We start from the raw sequence: 18,845 nt of genomic DNA, 5'->3' as shown, positions 1-18,845 counted from the left end.
AAAAATATGGAATTTGCCAAACGTTTACAACCATTGCGCTCGAATGTATTTGCCGATATGGATCGGGCGAAATCTCTGGCTAGAGCCGCGGGGCAAAATGTGATTGACTTGTCTCTGGGTTCTTCGGATTTGCCTGCGGCGGCTCACATTACAGATGCGATCGCGAATTCTCTGTCCGACTCCAGCACCCACGGCTATTTGCTGTTTAACGGGACAAAATCTTTTCGGGAAGCAGCAGCTATTTGGTACGAACAAAAATTTGGGATTTCAGTCAATCCAGAAACAGAAGTGCTGCCGTTAATTGGTTCCCAAGAAGGCACGGCGCATTTGCCTTTAGCTGTACTCAACCCCGGAGATTTTGCTTTGTTGCTCGATCCGGGTTATCCCTCTCACGCGGGCGGTGTTTATTTGGCTGGCGGTCAAATTTATCCGATGCCGCTGTTAGCGGAAAATCAGTTTTTGCCTGTATTTGAAGATATTCCGACACCAGTGCTGGCTCAGTCGAAGATGATGGTTTTGAGCTATCCTCACAATCCTACAACTGCGATCGCCCCTGTTGCTTTTTTTGAAAAAGCCGTGGCTTTTTGTCGGGAACACCGGCTAGTTTTGGTGCACGATTTCCCTTATGTGGATTTGGTTTTTGACGATCGCAATTCTGCAATTGAGGCGACTGGGAGCGAGGAAAACCGCAAATTGATGGCGCCGTCAATTTTTCAAGCCGATCGAGATAAGAGTGTGGCGATCGAGTTTTTTACACTATCCAAATCGTACAATATGGGAGGTTTTCGAGTTGGATACGCGATCGGCAATCCCCAAATCATTGAAGCACTGCGACAGGTAAAAGCCGCCGTAGATTTCAATCAATACCAAGGAATTTTGAATGGAGCGATCTCCGCTTTAATCGGCCCTCAAGACACGGTTAAAACCAGCGTAGAAACCTTCAGAAAACGGCGGGATGCCTTTGTAAACGCGCTACACGGCATTGGCTGGCAAGTGCCTGTACCCCCCGCCACCATGTACGTCTGGGCGAAACTGCCTGCACCTTGGGCCCAAGATTCCGTAAAATTTTGCACTCAGCTAGTACAGAGTACAGGAATTGCAGCTTCCCCCGGTGCCGGTTTCGGGAAATCAGGAGAAGGCTACGTGCGATTTGCCTTAGTCGAGTCGCCAGAAATTTTGGCAGAAGCTGTTAGGAGAATTGCTGAGTTTCAAAGTAGAGCGATGTAATACCATTTCTCTAAAATCGTGCAACACTCTTCTCCCCACAATAAAACCACCCTGCCTAGCCCCCCTTGCTAAGGGGGGTGGATTAATTGTCATCCTAGAAATAGGTGCGTAGTTGGGCTTTAGCCCTCTTGAGACGTATATAGAAAGAGGGCTAAAGCCCAACTACGTACCTTTATTAATATAACAGTTGCGTCCCAGACGCGAGCTTTGAGTGGTGCTTTCTGTCGTTTCAGATTTCTTCTCCCCACAATAAAACCACCCCCCCTAGCCCCCCCTTGCTAAGGGGGGGAACAAGAATACTGTTGCATTCTTTTTTAAAATTGGTATAATTTGTGTCAACTTAACCCGAAACACCGTTCTAATACTTAAGTACACCGGAATCGAGCTTTGAGGCAGGGGTTAAAAGCCCTGCCGGACTGGGGTTTTGACGTTTTTGTTGACATAAAGAAGGGTACGGCGCCTAAGTCCTTACCCGCAGCTCAAGATTGGTGCAATTGCTAAAATATTTTGATTTCTACCTAAAGGAATAGATATTTGCACGGAGTATTCTGTCACAATTCATGTTGAGAAATGTTAACGGGAGGCATCTTCAGAATTGCCAGTTCCGCTCACCCACTCTAAAAATCCTTGAAATGAATTCTGTCGGGGCAGCGATTGTTCCGTAACGGCGATCGCACACCCCAAAAATACCAAACTGCCCAAAATTGCAATCAGCGGAAAATGTTTACCCAGCCCAAAGTCGCGCTGAAGGCGAGCTAGCGGCCTGCTTTCGCGCCTGAGCATCTTTCCCACCGTCAGTTGTTTGAGACTAAAGGGATCGCGCACAAAATGACCGCTCCAGCTAATTACCATATGAGAATGGCAGTGAGGACAAGTGAATAGTCCGCTGACCATTCCGACTGGGCCTACGACGCTGGAACGGTTGCAGATCGGGCAAGTGACAGAATGAGTGTTATAGGTAGGAGCGTTCATAACTGTTTTTCTTGAGTAAAAAAACCAACAACTAATTGGGAGCCTGTGTTAACGCCTAAGGCATAGACCTTTATAGGCACTTTTCCTTAATTCCTAGTTTACCGCTCGGATCGGGTCGATCGGAGCTCACTGCCTTGGAAAACCTTCAAACTGCCAATCCCGCAACCAGTGCAAGTCGGGAACACAGGTGAGATTGTATTGCAGCGGGGTAAGGGTTATCCTGTTGTCGCGAATAGCTTGTACGTCTGTAGGAATATCGTGCACCACCGCCGGATCGGGGGTTTCTTCTACATCTTCTAACAATTCGCCAGCCAGCCAATAATAAGTTTTGCCGCGCGGATCGGTGCGTTTTTGAAATATGTCGAAATAGCGGCGAATGCCTTGACGGGCGATCGTAATTCCGGTAATTTCTGCTTGTGTGACTGCTGGTATGTTGACATTCAAGAGCATCGGTTTCGGCATTGGCTGTTTGGCGAACTGTGCCAGCAAGGTAACAGCGAAATCCACCGCCGGCCCAAATTCCTGCGAACTATAGCTCGCGAGGCTGAAAGCAATGCTGGGAATGCCTTCCATAATTCCTTCCATTGCTGCCGAAACCGTACCCGAACAGATGATGTCCGTGCCTAAATTGGGCCCGTGGTTGACGCCGGAAAGCACAAAATCCGGCGGTTTGTCAAGTAAAGCCCACAAAGCGAGTTTCACGCAGTCAGCGGGAGTGCCCGAACAAGCCCAAGCTTTGACTGCTGGGTCAAAAATAGATTCGACAATTTCGGCGCGGATGGGCTGGTGCAGGGTGAGGCCGTGGCCGGTAGCGGAGCGCTCTCTGTCGGGACAAACTACGCTCACGTCGTGGCCGGCGGCGGCGAGTGCGTTGGCGAGGCTGCGGATGCCTTGTGCAAAGATGCCGTCGTCGTTGCTAATTAGAAGTTTCATGAAAAGTTTTGTAGGCCTGATCGTAATATTAAACTAAATTCAAGTCGGGCGATCGCTCTAACATCAAATTACCTATTACGAATTATCCGTAACTACCGAAAATCTAAAATCTAAAATCAACAAGACTGTCGAGCCAAAATTGCGCTAAACTCAGCTTGGCTCAAAACAGCCATCAATTCCATAATCTAAAATCTAAAATCTAAAATCAAAATGACTGTCCAGCTAAGCGACATTGAAACTCAACTAGAAATTCTCGGCAAAGAGTCCAAAAGTGCGATCGCAACTGCCAATACCATCGAACAACTCGAACAGTTGCGCGTCGGCTACCTCGGCAAAAAAGGTCAACTCTCTCAAATTTTAGGCATGATGGGCAAACTGTCGCCAGACCAGCGGCCCAAAGTAGGGGCGATCGCCAACACCGTCAAAGAAGCCCTACAAACCGACTTAGAAGACAAGCGCACCGCCCTCCAAACCGCCCAAATCCAAGCCAAATTAGCCTCAGAAACCATCGATGTCACCATGCCGGGGATTTTTCGACCCCAAGGCCGCGTCCACCCCTTAAACAGCGTCATAGACCGCGCTTTGGATATCTTTGTCGGCCTCGGCTACACCGTCGCCAACGGCCCGGAAATGGAAACAGATTATTACAACTTCGAGGCGCTCAACACCCCGCCAGACCACCCGGCGCGGGATATGCAAGATACATTTTACCTGCCAGGAGGCGACTTGCTGCGGACTCAAACATCATCAGTGCAAATTCGCTACATGGAACAGCACAAACCGCCGATTCGGATTGTCTCTCCCGGCCGCGTTTACCGCCGCGATACTGTCGATGCTACTCACGCGGCAGTCTTCCACCAAATAGAACTTTTGGCAATAGATGAAGGGCTGACATTTACTGACTTGAAAGGCACAATTAAAGAGTTTTTGCGGCAAATGTTCGGGCAAGATTTGCCGATTCGTTTCCGCACGAGTTACTTTCCATTTACAGAACCTTCTGCCGAAGTTGATTTGCAGTGGAACGGCAAATGGCTGGAAGTTTTGGGATGCGGTACGGTCGATCCTAACGTTCTTCAAGGAGTTGGTTTAGACCCGGAAAAATATACTGGTTTTGCTGCTGGTTTTGGGGTCGAGCGCTTCGCAATGGTACTGCATGAAATCGATGACATCCGTCGGGTTTATGCCAGCGATTTGCGCTTTTTGCGGCAATTTTAACAAGAAAGAATTCAGGAGTCAGGAGTCATATCAAATCCGGTGGCATCGGAATGATAAGCGATCGAGCGCTACTTATAGCGAGCGTCCCCCTAGCACTGCAACTCGAAAAATTATGTATGGTTCCGATGAAGCGCGGAAACGATATCATTCGGGATCGCATGAATTCTAACTCCTGAATTCTTCTTCATTAGACCTCTTGCAAAAATCCTTTTAATCAAATTCTGGAACGGGCAAGATGCCCATTCCACAAGAAAAAAAATTTTGTGGGATGGGCCGGAGAGCCCGTCCTAGTTATTTTTGCAAGAGGTCTATTAATCTGAATCGAATCACTGAATTAACGAAATATTCCTAAGTTAGGATTTAGAGTTTGGATACGCCAAATCACCCACCTTGCTGGTTCCCAGTCCCAAACCCACCAGGGCTTCCACAAGTTTGACTGCCGCACTGACCCCATCAATGACGGGAATTCCCAATTCCTGACTTAACTGAGTTGGTAAATCAGCCATGCCACCACAACCCAGTACGATCGCCCCACAACGGTCTTCTTCCAGTGCCAAGCGGCACTCTTGTAAAATTGCCGTTTTTGCGTGGGGGGTTTCTAAACTTAATACGGGTAAGTCGATCGCCCGCACCTTACGACAAAACCTGGTCATTCCATAGTTATTCACCAAATGTTGAGCAATCACCCGCGTCCTCTCTAAGGTGGTGACAATAGAAAACCCAGTGGAGATAAAACTGGCAGCGTGCATAGCCGCCTCCGCAATTCCCAACACCGGGCCTTTTGCCAACTCCCGTGCTGCCAGTAGCCCCGGGTCTCCAAAGCAAGCAATCACGTACCCATCAATTCCTGCCGCCTCCCCTTTAGAAATTTCTTCTAGCACCCCTACTACACTCATGGCTTCGTCATAGTGTCCTTCGATCGCAGTCGGGCCTGACACCGGATTGCAGGCAACAATTTCTGTTCCCGGGCTGGCAACAGCAACGGCAGCCGCACCAATCTTTTGAGTCATGCTGACATTTGTATTTGGGTTGATGACCTTGATTCTCATAGTTACTAAGTTGATACATAGAATTCTGAATGACCGCGGGCGGCTCGATCGAGTTGCCACTCCAGATGATTGTACGATCGTCCCGGCTCTCCGTTTGTTGCCAAGTTCACGGGCGACTGTAACAAAAAATAAAATTTTATAACAATTACTTGACTTAAGTGCAGGCTTGAAATTGTTTAAAGTCGGATTCTGGAATACAAATCGATTTTTTTGCTATATTAGACCTATTGCAAAAATAACTAGGACGGGCTCTCCAGCCCATCCCACAAAATTTTTTTTCTTGTGGAATGGGCCGGAGAGCCCGTTCCCGAATTTGATTAAAAGGATTTTTGCAAGAGGTCTATTGACCTGCAATTAAAATAATGGTTTTAGTTACAGGTGATGAAGGTCTGACATTTACTGACTTGAAAGGCACAATAAAAGAGTTTTTGTGGCAAACATTCGGGCAAGATTTGCCGATTCGTTTCCGCACAAGTTAGTTTCCGTTTACAGAACCTTCTGCTGAAGTTGATTTGCAGTGGAACGGCAAATGGCTGGAAGTTTTAGGCTGCGGAACAGTCGAGCCTAACGTTCTTAAAGGAGTTGGTTTAGATCCAGAAAAATATACTGGGTTTGTGGCCGGTTTTGGTGTCGAGCGGTTCGCAATGGTACTTTATGAAATTGACGACATTCGCCGGGTTTATGCTAGCGATTTGCGCTTTTTGCGGCAATTTTAAAGAATGGCTTGGGGTCGGTAACAAGATCGATCCGTATCGAGGTGTTGGTCAATGTACATCAATCTTCCAGTTTCAAGTAAGTAAGTACAAATAAACCTCGCTTGGGAAGAGGGCGGGTTTTGCAACGATCGACTCGCTCTTACTGCAAATCGTTGAAAAACCCGCCCTTACAAGCCCATGCAAGATATTATTGTTTTTTTGCGCTGACCTACTTATTTATTTTCTACTTGCCAAAAGCGCCCTTGATGCTGTCAACAGCGCGCTCTACAGCATTCTTGGTATTATCTACTGCTTCCTGAGTCCGAGCTGAATCTTCCTCTGCTCTTTTCTCAATGGTGGCCGCATCTTTCTTGGCTTTGCGCTCTACGAAACTACCATCATCAGATGCTCGATCGACTTTAGCAGCATTTGTCTTGGCAGTTTCCTTAACCTTCTCTTCTGTATCTCGGATGAAATTCTTGGCTCGTCCAGCATCTTTGCTGGCTTTTTCTTGAACCGCATCGCCCGCATCTGCTGCTGCGATGTTTACAGAAGGAGAAGCCATTGCTGCGGTGTTCGAGAAAAACGCACCCTGCCAAACGAAGGCCATCGCTGACACGCAAAGCACAGTTGCAGCCATCCAGCGGCCGACAGTCGAAAGCCGTTTCGTAAAAGAATTCAGTTTCATACAATACACAATCAGATATGACATTCTATTTCTACTCTATCGGAGCGCTCGGCGGAACCGTTCTCTAGAGAGAGGTTATCCGCCGGCGAACGGTTACAAAAATTCCCTCTTTTGATAGATTGAAGCAATGAACCTCAGTCAACTTTAGATTTTAGAATTGAATGCACAGCCGCGCTCTGGGAGGTTTAGCTAAGATAAGTCGATTTTTAGATTTTAGATTTAAAATTTTAGATTGACTCCACAGATGAATTTCGAGACTCTCCCAATGTCATTTGTTCGCCGCAGTAATTTTAAGTAAGGTTCGATCGACTGTTACGCATTTAAACTGTTAACTTTTAACTTGGCCTGCTCTCTCCTTTCCCCTCTCCCGCTCCCCCACTCTGCCATAACCAGCAATTTCTAGGCATAGCAGCTTATTTTGTCCTCGCTTAACTCTCAGCAAACATTAAATTATATAAAGAAAAGTTGACTTACAGGTATAAAAATGTTACATAAAGATTTTTTGTGGAAGACAAATCGATTTTTTTGCTATATTGACCTGCAATTAAGATAATGATTGTGGTTAAGTGAGGAGTTGAACGGAAATGAAAAACTTGAGTTACTGGAACAAACCCGCTGCATTGCTGGGCGCGATCGCGATCGCAGCCGGAAGTATTGCCCGTGCGAATGCGATCGGTATTGCCGCCCCATCAACATCCACTGTCAGTCAGGATGCTGAAAATATTTCCTTTGAAGATAGCGCCACCTTTCAAATAGCCCAAGCTGGCAACTTTTGCCGCAAAGTCACTCCCAAAGAAGGTTTGACCGTTCGCCAGAACCCAGACCCCAAATCCCCTAGAGTTGGCGGGGTAGCACTTAACACTCAGGTAACGCTGTCCCCAAGCGCTACTTCTGTTAAAGCCTCCGACGGCCGCCTCTGGATTCAAATTAGCGCTCCCGTCAAAGGGTATGTGGCTAGCGGATATCCCAACGACGAAAGTAATTTAGGTTCGTGCACAATTAGTCAAACTCCTTCCCCAAGTCCCGCGCCAGCACCAGCACCAGCACCGACACCCCGTCCAAGTCCAGCACCGGCACCGGCACCGGCACCCACACCAGCACCGGCACCGGCACCCACACCAGCACCGGCACCGGCACCCACACCAGCACCGGCACCCACACCGGCACCCACACCAGCACCGGCACCAGCACCAGCACCAGCACCGGCACCAGCACCAGCACCGGCACCGGCACCCACACCAGCACCGGCACCCACACCGGCACCGGGCCCCGTCAGTCTGTGCCGCCAAGTAGAACCTCGCGTAGCACCAAGGGGTCTAGCTATCCGCACCGAGCCTTCCAAGACTTCTGCGGTTAAAGGTGGCGTAGCGGCTAACGGTCAAGTAACGCTTGTGCCGAATTTCCAGTTAGTCAAAGATAAGAATGGAGAAGACCGCAATTGGGTTGAGATTTCAGGCCCTGTGCCCGGATTCATCTCAGCGGGAAATTTAATCATGTGCAAGTAAACTTCTGAGTTCGATCGCTCTTTTTGACTAAAAGAGCGATCGACACCGGCAATAGTTTTAAGATTGTCGCGCAGCCAGGGAACAATGCGGAACAGAAACTGCTTCTTGGACTTACGCATGAATAACTTATTTCTATCGGGAAGAAGCAGCGGTAGCGGATCTTTCTCAGCTTCTGTTTTTCATCATCGGTTGCGTCAAGTCCTAGCTTCTTTCCTGGCAACGAAGGCGGGGTGAATCAATTTAAGCAAAAAGCCGATCGACCTTTCTACCTACAGAGGCCGCTTGCCCAATTTTGGTGTCCGCGATTTGGTTGACACTTCGATTGTCGGCCAATCCAGACAATTTCCCACTTATTTTGCCTGAGTCTGAGTTCGATGCGGTGCCGCATTCCGGCAACAGAATCGTCAGCTAAACCGATGACGGTTTGGACAATTACGGCTGTTTCTCGCGTGGGATATTCAACCGAAATTCCATCGCTTTTTCTGCCTTCAGATTCTCGATCGAGAATAAAGAGTTTGGCTGCGATATCTTTGGGGTTGGAGAGGGTAATTTTGCGATCGGTAAGGAACTGTTTAGGGTTAATTGCTTCGTAGTTCGATCGGGCAGCGGGTTGCCCCATTGCTGCGATGGGAATTTGGATACAGGCGAAAAGTGCGAGGAAAAAGAGCGATCGCTTGACAGTTGATTTGTTCATTAGGCTTCAGCTTGTGCCAAAAATTTTTGTCTTCGAGATGCGAAAGCCGCCAAATCTGCCTCGGTGAATTGAGTTTGCTGCCATGAGGGACGCGACATTAGTCGATCGCACCAAGCTTTAATTTTAGGATAGCCGTCTAGGGACACACCAACCCAAGATAGCAAGGGCACGATGGTGCCGGCAACGCACTCGGCAAACGTGACACTGTTGCTAGCGAAAAAAGGGCGATCGTCCAGCAAGCCTTCAAAGAATGTCAGCACAGTATTGACTTTTTCCTTAGCCTTTGCGATTTCCTGCGCTTGGGGAGTTCCCCATCCCATTTTTTCACTGCTTAGGGGATTAACTCCTGGTATAAGTTCGTTAACCGTGACCATTTCTACCATCCTCACAACTGCCAAATCTTTCGGTTCTTTTGGCAGCATTGCCGGTTCGGGATACTTCGTTTCTAGATAGTCAAGAATTGCTAGAGACTCGACGACAGTAAAGTCATCATCGACCAAAACAGGGATGCGGTGAAAAGGATTTATTGCCACAAACTCAGGCTGCAAGTTATCGCCGTCCAAGTGAATTTCTACTAATTCAAAGTCGAGGTTTTTTTCTAAGAGGGCGATCCACACGCGGCGGGAGTTGGGGGAAATGGGAGTATGGTAAAGTTTCATGGCTTTTGCGTTGGTTGTTGAGAGAGTAAGCTGTTGAGGATTGAGTTGTCGAGTGCGCTTCTGAAAATATTTAGACTGTAGTCAATTTTACACGCCAATATAGTGAGCGCACTTCTCCAACAATAGGACATCCTTACCTGTATCGCGATCGAGCCTAGATAGCAATTGATTTAAAAATCAAGAAAAATCAGATTTCCAGATATGAACCGCACGCTGTGCTAGATGCCTCTGACGGACTGCAATCGCGTCGGGCGTCCAATCTTCTGCCATGATGTTCTTTGTTAAAGCATAAACACTTTGCTGATATTTTTCTACTTTAATCCTATAGTTCTTTTGTCCAATATCGCGATTAAAAGAAGGTTCCAAAAGAGTTAAATTACCAAGACGGTAAACCATGTCCTCTATCTGGATTTCAGTAAAATTTTGTCGCCAGTCATCAGTCGGTACTTCAGGTAAAATGTGTTCTATTGAAAAACTATCTTCATTAACCTCTATGCCAGAGGCATCTGCCTCTAAGTTGCAAAAAATGTAACGAACTAATTTACGCTTTTGATTTTTTGTAGATATAGAAAGCAAAGAAAAGTCCTGCTGAAATTTTTCATCCTTAACATAGCCCGGACGCAGTGCATCAAAAACCTGCCGGGTACCCGTTATTTTTCCGCTGGTAATGTCGAGCGCAGCGTTATTGTAAAGAAATTCTAATTCATTGGGATTCAAGCTGCTAACGATACTGTAACGAAAGGAAATAGCAACTACAAGCTTTAGCAAGCGGGTAAAATCTTCAGGCGAGAACTTCTGATAAGCAGCAAACAGGGTTGGATATACCTGCTTGACCCGAAATAAGTTGAGCGCGCGAATATATGGTTGATTCTGTGGAGTATCGCGCCAGAATTCATCATTGGGACTACCAAGAGCTACAAATAAGCTGCTGAAATTCTCAAGTTTGTCAAGCAAGTCAAAAGCTTGTTGACCATCTTTGACAGATTCTCGAACTAATTTAAATAAGCGCTCGCGTCGCACTCGGGAATGATTTAGACTGAGATAGTAGCGCAAAAATGCGGGAAAATCCTCCATCTGAACCATATTAATAATGCGCTTCCACTGTCGCTGCGCCGCTTTTAAATCGTCTGGGCCTTGAAACAGTGAGAAAAGGTAATTCTTCAACAAATCGGTGGAAGTTAGCTCTAACCCCCTAGCATTCAGTGTCTCGAAAACAGTGTAAGCATTCAATTCATCTTCGACGCTAATTTGGATAAAAAGTAGCCGTTGAGCAACAGTATCCCCAAGAAAAGCAGTTAGCTTTTCTCCATCCTGAAATATGTCAGGCAGTTTTTCTAATTCTTTGGAAAAGTAATCAAAAGCTTGCCATAACAGTTGATTAGATTTCGACAGCGCTCGGATATTTAAGGGTTTTCTAAGATTGATCAGATTACTTTGATAAAAATCATCATTATTTTCATTTAAAAATAATTTGCTAGAGTAACGGAGAGAACGCGGATCTCGATCACCCAGATAAGTACGCTTGAGAATTTCTTGCCGATCTCGGTTGGCTTCAGGCTGAACATTTTGCTCTACCAACCGTCGGATTTTTTCAATAACAGCAACGGCAATAATGCTGAGAGTGGCTAATCGCTGTTGACCGTCGATGACTGTAAATTCTTTATCAGCAGTAGCGGAGCTTTGCAGAACGATCGCTCCCATATAATGGCTGACACTGAGGTTGTTGTGCAGCATCAAAATATCTTGCCAGAGGTCTTCCCAGTTCTCCTCCGTCCAGGAATAATCGCGTTGGAATGGCGGTACTCGATAGATTTTGCCATTGCTGATTAAGTCCCCAAAGCTAGTAGTCCGAGTATCTAAGAGGTTAGTACGAGCCATAGTACGAAATAATACAAGAAAAGCACTTTCCAATATAACAGGGCGGACATTATTGCCCGCCCATCAAACTAGCGATTAGTAATCAAACATCGACTTAATAATCGAAGTCGCCGCCGCCCATGCCGCCGCCAGCGCCAGCAGCAGCGCCATCCTTCGGTTCGGGCTTGTCAACGACGATGCACTCGGTTGTCAGCACCATACCAGCAATAGATGCAGCATTTTGCAGAGCAGAACGAGTCACCTTCGCAGGGTCAACGATACCAGCTTCAAACATATCGACAAACTCATTTGTCGCTGCGTTGAAACCGACGTTGAACGGCTTTTCTTTGACGCGCTCAGCAATCACAGCGCCGTTCAAACCAGCATTTTCAGCAATCCGCTTCAGAGGAGCAGCCAAAGCCCGTGCCACAATCAATGCACCGGTCAATTCTTCGCCCTTCAGGTTGCCATTAGCCCACTCTTCCAATTCAGGAGTTAGGTGAGCCAAAGTTGTACCGCCACCAGGAACAATTCCTTCTTCGACAGCAGCTTTGGTTGCGTTGATCGCATCTTCCAAACGCAGTTTGCGATCCTTCATTTCGGTTTCAGTCGCAGCGCCAACTTTGATTACTGCAACGCCACCAGCCAATTTGGCTAAACGTTCTTGCAGCTTCTCTTTGTCGTAGGAAGACTCGGTTTCGTCCATTTGACGGCGAATTTGTTCGCAGCGGGACTTGACGGCGGCTTCGTTACCTTCGGCAACAATTGTGGTGCTGTCTTTGGTGATGGTGATGCGGCGGGCTTTGCCGATCATGTCGAGCTTGGTATTTTCCAGTTTCAAACCGGCGTCTTCGGTGATTAGTTGACCGCCGGTCAATACGGCGATATCTTCTAACATGGCTTTGCGCCGATCGCCAAAACCGGGTGCTTTAACAGCAGTCACGTTCAACACACCGCGCAGTTTGTTGACAACGAGGGTAGCTAGAGCTTCTTTCTCAATGTCTTCTGCAATGATCAACAGCGGGCGGCCGGAACGGGCTACTTGTTCGAGCACGGGTACTAAATCCTGTACCAGAGCGATTTTCTTGTCTGTCAGCAAGATGAAGGGTTCTTCTAGAATCGCTTCCATCCGCTCAGTGTCGGTGACAAAGTAGGGAGAAATGTAGCCTTTGTCGAAGCGCATCCCTTCGGTGATTTCCAATTCGGTGGTCATAGACTTCCCTTCTTCCAGGGAAATTACGCCTTCCTTGCCCACCTTGTCCATTGCGTTGGCAATCATTTGGCCGACTTCATCGTCGTTACCAGCAGAGATGGAGCCGACTTGAGCGATGGCTTTGGAATCTTCTACTTGTTTGGCGTGTTCGGCAATTTTTTCGACCAAAAACGTGGTTGCTTTGTCAACACCGCGTTTGAGGGCGATCGCATTTGCACCAGCAGCTACGTTCCGCAGGCCTTCTTTGACCATTGCGTGAGCCAAAACGGTAGCAGTTGTGGTGCCGTCGCCTGCTGCGTCGTTGGTTCGGGAGGCGGCTTGACGAATTAGAGCAACGCCTGTATTTTCTACGTGGTCTTCTAGTTCGATTTCTTTGGCGATGGTAACGCCGTCATTGACGATTTGAGGAGCTCCGAATTTCTTTTCGAGAACCACGTTACGGCCTTTGGGGCCGAGGGTTACGGCCACTGCTTCGGCGAGAATGTCCATACCGCGTTCGAGGGCGCGACGTGCATTTTCGTTGTAGATTATACGCTTAGCCATAGTTTTTGGGGATGAGAGGGTTTTAGATTTTGGATTTGGGATGATGGATCTTAGTCATTTGTCCTGTGTCATTAGTTGTTTGGCGGCGTTCGCTTTAAACTAATGACTGATGACTAATGACTGATGACTAATGATTAATTAGTTAACGATCGCCAGAATGTCTTTTTCGGCTAGCAAGACGTATTCGTCAGTGCCGAGTTTGATGTCGGTGCCGGCGTATTTCGAGTAGAGAACTTTGTCGCCGACTTTGACTTCCATTTCAATGCGAGTGCCGTCGTCGTTGCGCTTGCCGGGGCCCACGGCCGCCACTTCGCCTACTTGGGGCTTTTCCTTAGCTGTGTCGGGTAAAAGGATGCCGCCGGCGGTTTTTTCTTCGCTAGCGCTTACTTTCACGAACACGCGCTCGCCTAGCGGTTTAACGGTAGAAACACTCAGTGATACTGCTGCCATAAATAAATCTCCAAATTACAGATCGTCGTCAGTGGGCCGTCCGGGGTCGCTATAAAAGCAACAGCCGACTGCTTGCTACTGACATATTAGCACTCTCGACTCCTGAGTGCTAATTTAGCTTTAGTCAGGGGCGATCGCAACTTACCTGTCTGTACGGGTTCCCGAACCGAGAATGAGTGGGGGAAGGGGAGAGGGGGAGAGAGGGGGAGAGTGGGGGAAGGGGAGAGGGGGAGAGGGGGAGAGTGGGGGAAGGGGAGAGGGGGAGAGGGGGAGAGGGGGAGAGGGGGAGAGAAGGAGAGGGAGAGTGGGGGAAGGGGAGAGGGGGAGAGTGGGGGCTGTGGTGAGGACTTTCGATCGCTAACCAATTACGTTGTTTGATTAATGAATACAATGACAGAAAATCACGATGAATCGGGCAGCCAAGGCTTGAGCGCTTGCGTCCAAAGCCTGGGAATCGCTCAAATCGACCGGCATATTTTTATCTGTGCCGACCAAACCGTACCCAAGTGCTGCGATCGGGAAACGAGTCTGGTGGCTTGGAATTACTTAAAAAAACGCTTGCAAGAATTGGGGTTGGACAAGCCAAGTGCCGATCGACCAACCTGCGTTTTTCGCACGAAAGCTAATTGCCTGCGAGTGTGCGCGTCTGGCCCGATTATGGTAGTCTATCCAGACGGAGTGTGGTATCGCGACGTTACTCCACCCGTCATTGAGAGAATTATTCAGGAACATCTCCTAAACTCAAAGGTCGTTGAAGAATACGCTTTCTTGACTCATCCTTTGCCGCAGCCAGCTCAGGGGGAACCAGGCCTTTAACTGTAGCGCTGTGAAAAAGCACAGCGCGATCGGCAAGATGTTAAGTTTAATGTTGTGAAGTTGAGAGCGCTCGCGCACCTGTATCGCGATCGAACAACTGTATTTTCCTGCCTGTCTCTGGTAGTCCGGCTTCTTGGGTTTTTTAGGAAGTGCGTCGAAGAAGTTCGATGCCGGAGACGGGCGACATTTTGCCCAAAAGTTGCGTGCTTCGCGGACATCAGGCAGTTTGCTAAACTACACTAGAAATAGTTAAATACGTAAGTAGGGAGTCTTTAAATCTTTCTACATCAAAATTAACCAATTAAAATCGGGGCATCCACCTGTAATTGAACATCTCCAGATTAAATAGCTCACTTGGGCTATCAGGGTTTCTCCCATAAATCAAGGCCCGACAACATCATCCATGATAATTTAGTCGGGATATAATTTTTGTTAACTTAAGCCCGATTGTCATTAAGGAGGGCGATCGTCCATGACAGATTTTGGCTTTGTTCCTAGTGGCAAGACATTCACAAACAAGGTCTGATAACTGGTTGGGAAGCGGTAATACCCGCCCCGCTTTCCCCTCACCGCAACAGCTTCACTAGCTCGCCGTCCACCGGCCCCGCCTGGCCCGGGAAAGCGGGGGACGCCCAGAACAAATAATAGTGAAAGCAAGGAATTGTGCGGGATACTCTAGCGGGAACAAACATGAAGGACAACAATTCAGGAGAGCAAAAACGGCTGATGCTGGTTGACGACGACCCGAACTTGATCTTGCTAGTCAAGGATTACTTGGAGTTTCGGGGTTACAACGTCATTACAGCAGAAAACGGCAGAGATGCTCTAGAAAAACTAGAAGAAGAAGTCCCAGATTTGATCATCTGCGATGTGATGATGCCGGAAATGGACGGGTACACTTTAGTCAAACACATCAGAGAAGACCCGCGCACGAGCTGGATTCCTGTTCTTTTCTTGTCCGCTAAAGGTCAAAGTTCAGACCGAGTAAAAGGCTTGAGCACGGGGGCTGACGTTTATATAGTCAAGCCTTTTGAACCTGAAGAACTGGTAGCCCAAGTAGAATCTTCTCTGAAAGCTGCATCCCGCTTGATTCGCCACTCAAATCCAGGTCTTGAGAACGGCCCAAAAATTAAGGCGCGCCGCAATGTCGAATTGACTCCCACTGAGTTAAAGGTAGTACAGTTGCTAGCCCAGGGTATGGCAAACCGCCAGATCGCAGACGTGATGAATGTCAGCCAGCGTACTATAGAGAGTCACGTCAGCAATATGCTGGGAAAAACTGGCCTGCACAACCGGACAGAGTTAGCTCGCTGGGCCCTTGAAAGCAAAAAGGCTTGAGCTGACGCAATCTGCGCTATGAAATCAGGGGAGCAAAAGGTACTGCAATGCGCTTCGGTATACCTGCTTGGCGGTAGGGCGGTTGGCGCGGTAGTTTTGAAGTCTCATTAACCTTGACACCGCAGCCGGTATTGAGTTACTGGGCGTCTGGTTCGATCGGTCTGGTCGATCGAATGCAAGCAGGGTTAAAAGAACCCTCTGGCGGTAGAGCCGAAAATATGAAATACTGGGGAGATGGAGTTTTCTGAAGTCTAATCTATTGCCTCAGTTAGCTCCATGTTGCTAAAATGTGATATTTAGATTAACTTCTTTCTACAATTATTAGGTCTAAGTTTCTATGACAAACTTAATGAACCGCCTTTCTATTTTTGTGGACGGGAACAATATGTTCTACGCTCAACAAAAGAACGGCTGGTTTTTTGATCCTCGCAGGGTGCTCGAATATTTCAAAACTTCGCAGCCGAATGTCATCTTGATCAATGCTTTCTGGTATACGGGTCTCAAAGACCCCCAAGATCAAAGGGGATTTCGAGATGCTTTGATCAGTCTGGGTTACACGGTTCGCACTAAGATTCTTAAGGAATATTACGATGATGCTTCGGGCAGATATTCTCAAAAGGCTAATTTAGACATAGAAATTGTGGTTGATATGTTTAATACGGTGGATCAGTACGACCAAGTTGTGCTGTTTAGCGGGGATGGGGATTTTGAGCGGGCGATCGAGCTGCTGCGCTCGAAAAATACTCATATTACTGTGGTATCCACCGAAGGAATGATTGCGAGAGAATTGCGAAATGCTACAGATAGGTATATAGACCTAAATGAAATTAGGGAACATATCGAGAAGATGGATTATTAGTCAGTTGACAGTTGACAGTTGACAGTTGACAGTTGACAGTTGACAGTTGACAGTTGACAGGGAAGCAGTCCGATTTCATTAATCATTAGTTATTAGTCATTAGTCATTAGTCAGCAGTCAGTAGTCAGGCGTTATGGGTTGTTAATTATTAATTATTCGTTATGGGCGCGAAACACAAGACTGGTGACTGGGGGCTAAGTGCCCAGAAAAACGGACAAGTAAAAATTAGGAGAACACTTTTTTAGAGCTATGAAAACTCAACCAAGTCAAGACAGGATTATTATTTTCGATACGACTTTGCGGGATGGAGAACAATCTCCGGGCGCATCTTTGAATGTGGATGAAAAGCTGACTATTGCCCGCCAGTTAGCGAGATTGGGCGTAGATGTCATCGAAGCGGGTTTCCCTTTCACCAGCACGGGAGATTTCGAGGCTGTCCAAAAAATAGCTCGGACGGTTGGCACGGAAAATGGGCCGACAATTTGCGGTTTGGCAAGGGCGAGAAAGCCGGATATTAAAACAGCAGCCGAAGCTCTGAAACCGGCGGTAAATTCGCGAATTCATACGTTTCTGGCTACCTCTGACATTCACTTGGAGTACAAGCTGAAAAAGACGCGGGCTGAGATTCTGGAAATTGTGCCGGAAATGGTGGCGTACGCTAAGTCTTTTGTGGATGATGTGGAGTTTTCTCCCGAAGATGCTTGCCGATCGGAACCGGAGTTTTTGTATCGGGTTCTGGAACGGGCGATCGACGCTGGGGCCACAACTGTTAATATTCCCGATACCGTGGGCTACACGACTCCGAGCGAGTTTGGGGCTTTGATTCGCGGAATTAAGGAAAATGTGCCGAATATCGATCGCGCTATTATTTCGGTTCACGGTCACAATGACTTAGGATTGGCTGTTGCTAACTTTTTGGAAGCCGTAAAAAATGGCGCCAGACAGTTAGAATGCACGATTAACGGCATTGGCGAACGGGCGGGAAATGCGGCTCTGGAAGAGTTGGTAATGGCGCTTTACGTGCGGCGCCAATATTATAATCCGTTCTTGGGCCGGCCTGCGGATTCTGAGGAACCGCTGACGAATATTGACTCGCGCCAAATCTACAAAACATCGCGCTTGGTTTCGACTTTGACGGGGATGTTGGTGCAGCCAAATAAGGCGATTGTCGGCGCAAATGCTTTCGCTCACGAGTCGGGAATTCACCAAGACGGGGTGCTGAAAAATAAGCTGACTTACGAGATTATGGACGCTGAGTCGATCGGCTTAACCGAAAATCAAATCGTCTTGGGCAAATTATCGGGGCGGCACGCTTTTCATACTCGCTTGAAAGAGTTGGGTTTTGAAATGGCAGACGATGAGCTAAATAAGGCTTTTGTCAAGTTTAAAGATTTGGCAGACAAGAAAAAAGAGATTACGGATTGGGATTTGGAGGCGATCGCCAATAACGAAGCCCACCAAGCTCCAGAACTTTTCCGGTTAGAATTGGTGCAGGTTTCCTGCGGCGACAAATCCCGGCCGACAGCAACCGTAACGGTGCGGAATCCGGCTGGGGAAGAATTGACCGATGCTGCGATCGGCACTGGGCCTGTGGATGCGATTTACAGGGCAATTAACCGAGTTGTCAATGTCCCGAACGAGTTGATCGAGTTTTCTGTACAATCGGTAACAGCGGGAATTGATGCGATCGGCGAAGTGACAATTCGCTTGCGCCACGAAGGCAAAGTATTTTCCGGTCACTCGGCAAATACCGACATTATCGTAGCCTCCGCAGAAGCTTACATCAGCGCTTTAAATCGCCTTTACGTGGCATTGCAGCAGAGTGTTGAAAAATCGCCCGAAAAGTCAACTCCGATCGGAAATGAAGTTGTTGCAGAAGCACAGCGCTGATAAATTTCTTGTCAGTCATCTTTCTGGAAACAAACCGCAGACGAACCATATCAAAGCAGATAAATCTAAATTAATCGGCATTAATCCTGGTTCATCTGCGGTTAAAAATTACAGGACTTACGCAAAAAGAACTTTGACGCACTACTTATAGCGCAATACGGTTCAGTTAAAACTATTTATTCCTCGGAGATCCCCCTAAATCCCCCTTAAGAAGGGGGACTTTGAGTAAGTTCTTGTCCCCC

The 18,845-nt window shown here is 47.6% G+C and carries 17 protein-coding genes and 1 pseudogene; 9 read left to right on the top strand and 9 right to left on the bottom strand.

Annotation, left to right across the window (positions count from 1 at the left end; genetic code table 11):
* Positions 1-6 precede the first annotated feature (6 nt).
* Entirely contained in the window at positions 7-1,227 is a 1,221-nt protein-coding gene (locus tag QUB70_RS09495) for an LL-diaminopimelate aminotransferase (protein WP_332979873.1), read from the top strand.
* 573 nt (positions 1,228-1,800) lie between these two features.
* Here the strand turns inward: QUB70_RS09495 and QUB70_RS09490 are convergent.
* Both QUB70_RS09490 and surE read right to left on the bottom strand, forming a co-directional pair.
* Positions 1,801-2,199: a hypothetical protein gene (locus QUB70_RS09490; RefSeq protein WP_332979872.1), complete on the bottom strand. Its 399-nt coding sequence runs from the start codon at positions 2,197-2,199 to the stop codon at positions 1,801-1,803.
* A 126-nt stretch (positions 2,200-2,325) separates the two neighbouring features.
* Positions 2,326-3,132 carry a 5'/3'-nucleotidase SurE gene (gene surE, locus QUB70_RS09485; protein WP_332979871.1) on the bottom strand — a complete coding sequence of 269 codons (807 nt, stop codon included), beginning with the start codon at positions 3,130-3,132 and terminating at the stop codon, positions 2,326-2,328.
* A 210-nt stretch (positions 3,133-3,342) separates the two neighbouring features.
* On the opposite strand from surE, the gene pheS reads away from it, so the two are divergent.
* Positions 3,343-4,347: a phenylalanine--tRNA ligase subunit alpha gene (gene pheS / locus QUB70_RS09480; protein WP_332979870.1), complete on the top strand. Its 1,005-nt coding sequence runs from the start codon at positions 3,343-3,345 to the stop codon at positions 4,345-4,347.
* 353 nt (positions 4,348-4,700) lie between these two features.
* On the opposite strand, the gene QUB70_RS09475 is transcribed toward pheS, so the two are convergent.
* Positions 4,701-5,396, bottom strand: a complete 696-nt coding sequence (locus tag QUB70_RS09475; protein WP_442927747.1) for an aspartate/glutamate racemase family protein — start codon at positions 5,394-5,396, stop codon at positions 4,701-4,703.
* A 380-nt stretch (positions 5,397-5,776) separates the two neighbouring features.
* Here QUB70_RS09475 and QUB70_RS09470 point away from each other — a divergent pair.
* Positions 5,777-6,112: pseudogene (locus tag QUB70_RS09470) on the top strand (tRNA ligase subunit PheS family protein); the annotation flags it as partial.
* Positions 6,113-6,335: 223 nt separating this feature from the next.
* Here the strand turns inward: QUB70_RS09470 and QUB70_RS09465 are convergent.
* Positions 6,336-6,779: a hypothetical protein gene (locus tag QUB70_RS09465; protein ID WP_332979866.1), complete on the bottom strand. Its 444-nt coding sequence runs from the start codon at positions 6,777-6,779 to the stop codon at positions 6,336-6,338.
* A gap of 584 nt (positions 6,780-7,363) precedes the next feature.
* On the opposite strand from QUB70_RS09465, the gene QUB70_RS09460 reads away from it, so the two are divergent.
* Positions 7,364-8,284 carry an SH3 domain-containing protein gene (locus QUB70_RS09460; RefSeq protein WP_332979864.1) on the top strand — a complete coding sequence of 307 codons (921 nt, stop codon included), beginning with the start codon at positions 7,364-7,366 and terminating at the stop codon, positions 8,282-8,284.
* Between the two features lie 265 nt (positions 8,285-8,549).
* On the opposite strand, the gene QUB70_RS09455 is transcribed toward QUB70_RS09460, so the two are convergent.
* From QUB70_RS09455 to groES, 5 genes are all read right to left on the bottom strand, one after another.
* Positions 8,550-8,978 carry a hypothetical protein gene (locus QUB70_RS09455; RefSeq protein ID WP_332979863.1) on the bottom strand — a complete coding sequence of 143 codons (429 nt, stop codon included), beginning with the start codon at positions 8,976-8,978 and terminating at the stop codon, positions 8,550-8,552.
* The gene (locus QUB70_RS09450) at positions 8,978-9,637 is read right to left on the bottom strand and encodes a glutathione S-transferase family protein (protein WP_332979862.1); all 660 of its coding nucleotides are present in this window, start codon (positions 9,635-9,637) and stop codon (positions 8,978-8,980) included. The genes QUB70_RS09455 and QUB70_RS09450 overlap by 1 nt, the downstream gene beginning before the upstream one ends.
* A gap of 177 nt (positions 9,638-9,814) precedes the next feature.
* Positions 9,815-11,515 (bottom strand): DUF262 domain-containing protein, encoded by a 1,701-nt coding sequence (locus tag QUB70_RS09445; RefSeq protein ID WP_332979860.1) that lies wholly within the window; start codon positions 11,513-11,515, stop codon positions 9,815-9,817.
* Positions 11,516-11,609: 94 nt separating this feature from the next.
* Positions 11,610-13,250 carry a chaperonin GroEL gene (gene groL / locus QUB70_RS09440; RefSeq protein ID WP_332979858.1) on the bottom strand — a complete coding sequence of 547 codons (1,641 nt, stop codon included), beginning with the start codon at positions 13,248-13,250 and terminating at the stop codon, positions 11,610-11,612.
* A 138-nt stretch (positions 13,251-13,388) separates the two neighbouring features.
* Entirely contained in the window at positions 13,389-13,700 is a 312-nt protein-coding gene (groES, locus tag QUB70_RS09435; protein WP_332945088.1) for a co-chaperone GroES, read from the bottom strand.
* A 390-nt stretch (positions 13,701-14,090) separates the two neighbouring features.
* Between groES and QUB70_RS09430 the strand changes: the two genes are divergently transcribed.
* The 5 genes from QUB70_RS09430 to QUB70_RS09410 all read left to right on the top strand — a co-directional run bounded on the left by QUB70_RS09430 (position 14,091) and on the right by QUB70_RS09410 (position 18,603).
* A complete protein-coding gene (locus tag QUB70_RS09430; protein ID WP_332979857.1) occupies positions 14,091-14,516 on the top strand; it encodes a (2Fe-2S) ferredoxin domain-containing protein in 426 nt (141 codons plus the stop codon).
* Between the two features lie 690 nt (positions 14,517-15,206).
* A complete protein-coding gene (locus QUB70_RS09425; protein WP_332979855.1) occupies positions 15,207-15,854 on the top strand; it encodes a response regulator transcription factor in 648 nt (215 codons plus the stop codon).
* 113 nt (positions 15,855-15,967) lie between these two features.
* Positions 15,968-16,102 (top strand): hypothetical protein, encoded by a 135-nt coding sequence (locus QUB70_RS09420; protein WP_332979853.1) that lies wholly within the window; start codon positions 15,968-15,970, stop codon positions 16,100-16,102.
* A gap of 89 nt (positions 16,103-16,191) precedes the next feature.
* Positions 16,192-16,713 carry a LabA-like NYN domain-containing protein gene (locus QUB70_RS09415; RefSeq protein ID WP_006633075.1) on the top strand — a complete coding sequence of 174 codons (522 nt, stop codon included), beginning with the start codon at positions 16,192-16,194 and terminating at the stop codon, positions 16,711-16,713.
* A 249-nt stretch (positions 16,714-16,962) separates the two neighbouring features.
* Positions 16,963-18,603, top strand: a complete 1,641-nt coding sequence (locus QUB70_RS09410) for a 2-isopropylmalate synthase (protein ID WP_332979851.1) — start codon at positions 16,963-16,965, stop codon at positions 18,601-18,603.
* Positions 18,604-18,845: the final 242 nt, after the last annotated feature.

Origin of the sequence: Microcoleus sp. A003_D6 (assembly GCF_036702825.1) — a bacterium.
Classification (GTDB): Bacteria; Cyanobacteriota; Cyanobacteriia; order Cyanobacteriales; family Microcoleaceae; genus Microcoleus.
The sequence above is the reverse complement of the archived record's forward strand: the minus strand, read 5'-3'. Positions and strand labels throughout refer to the sequence as shown.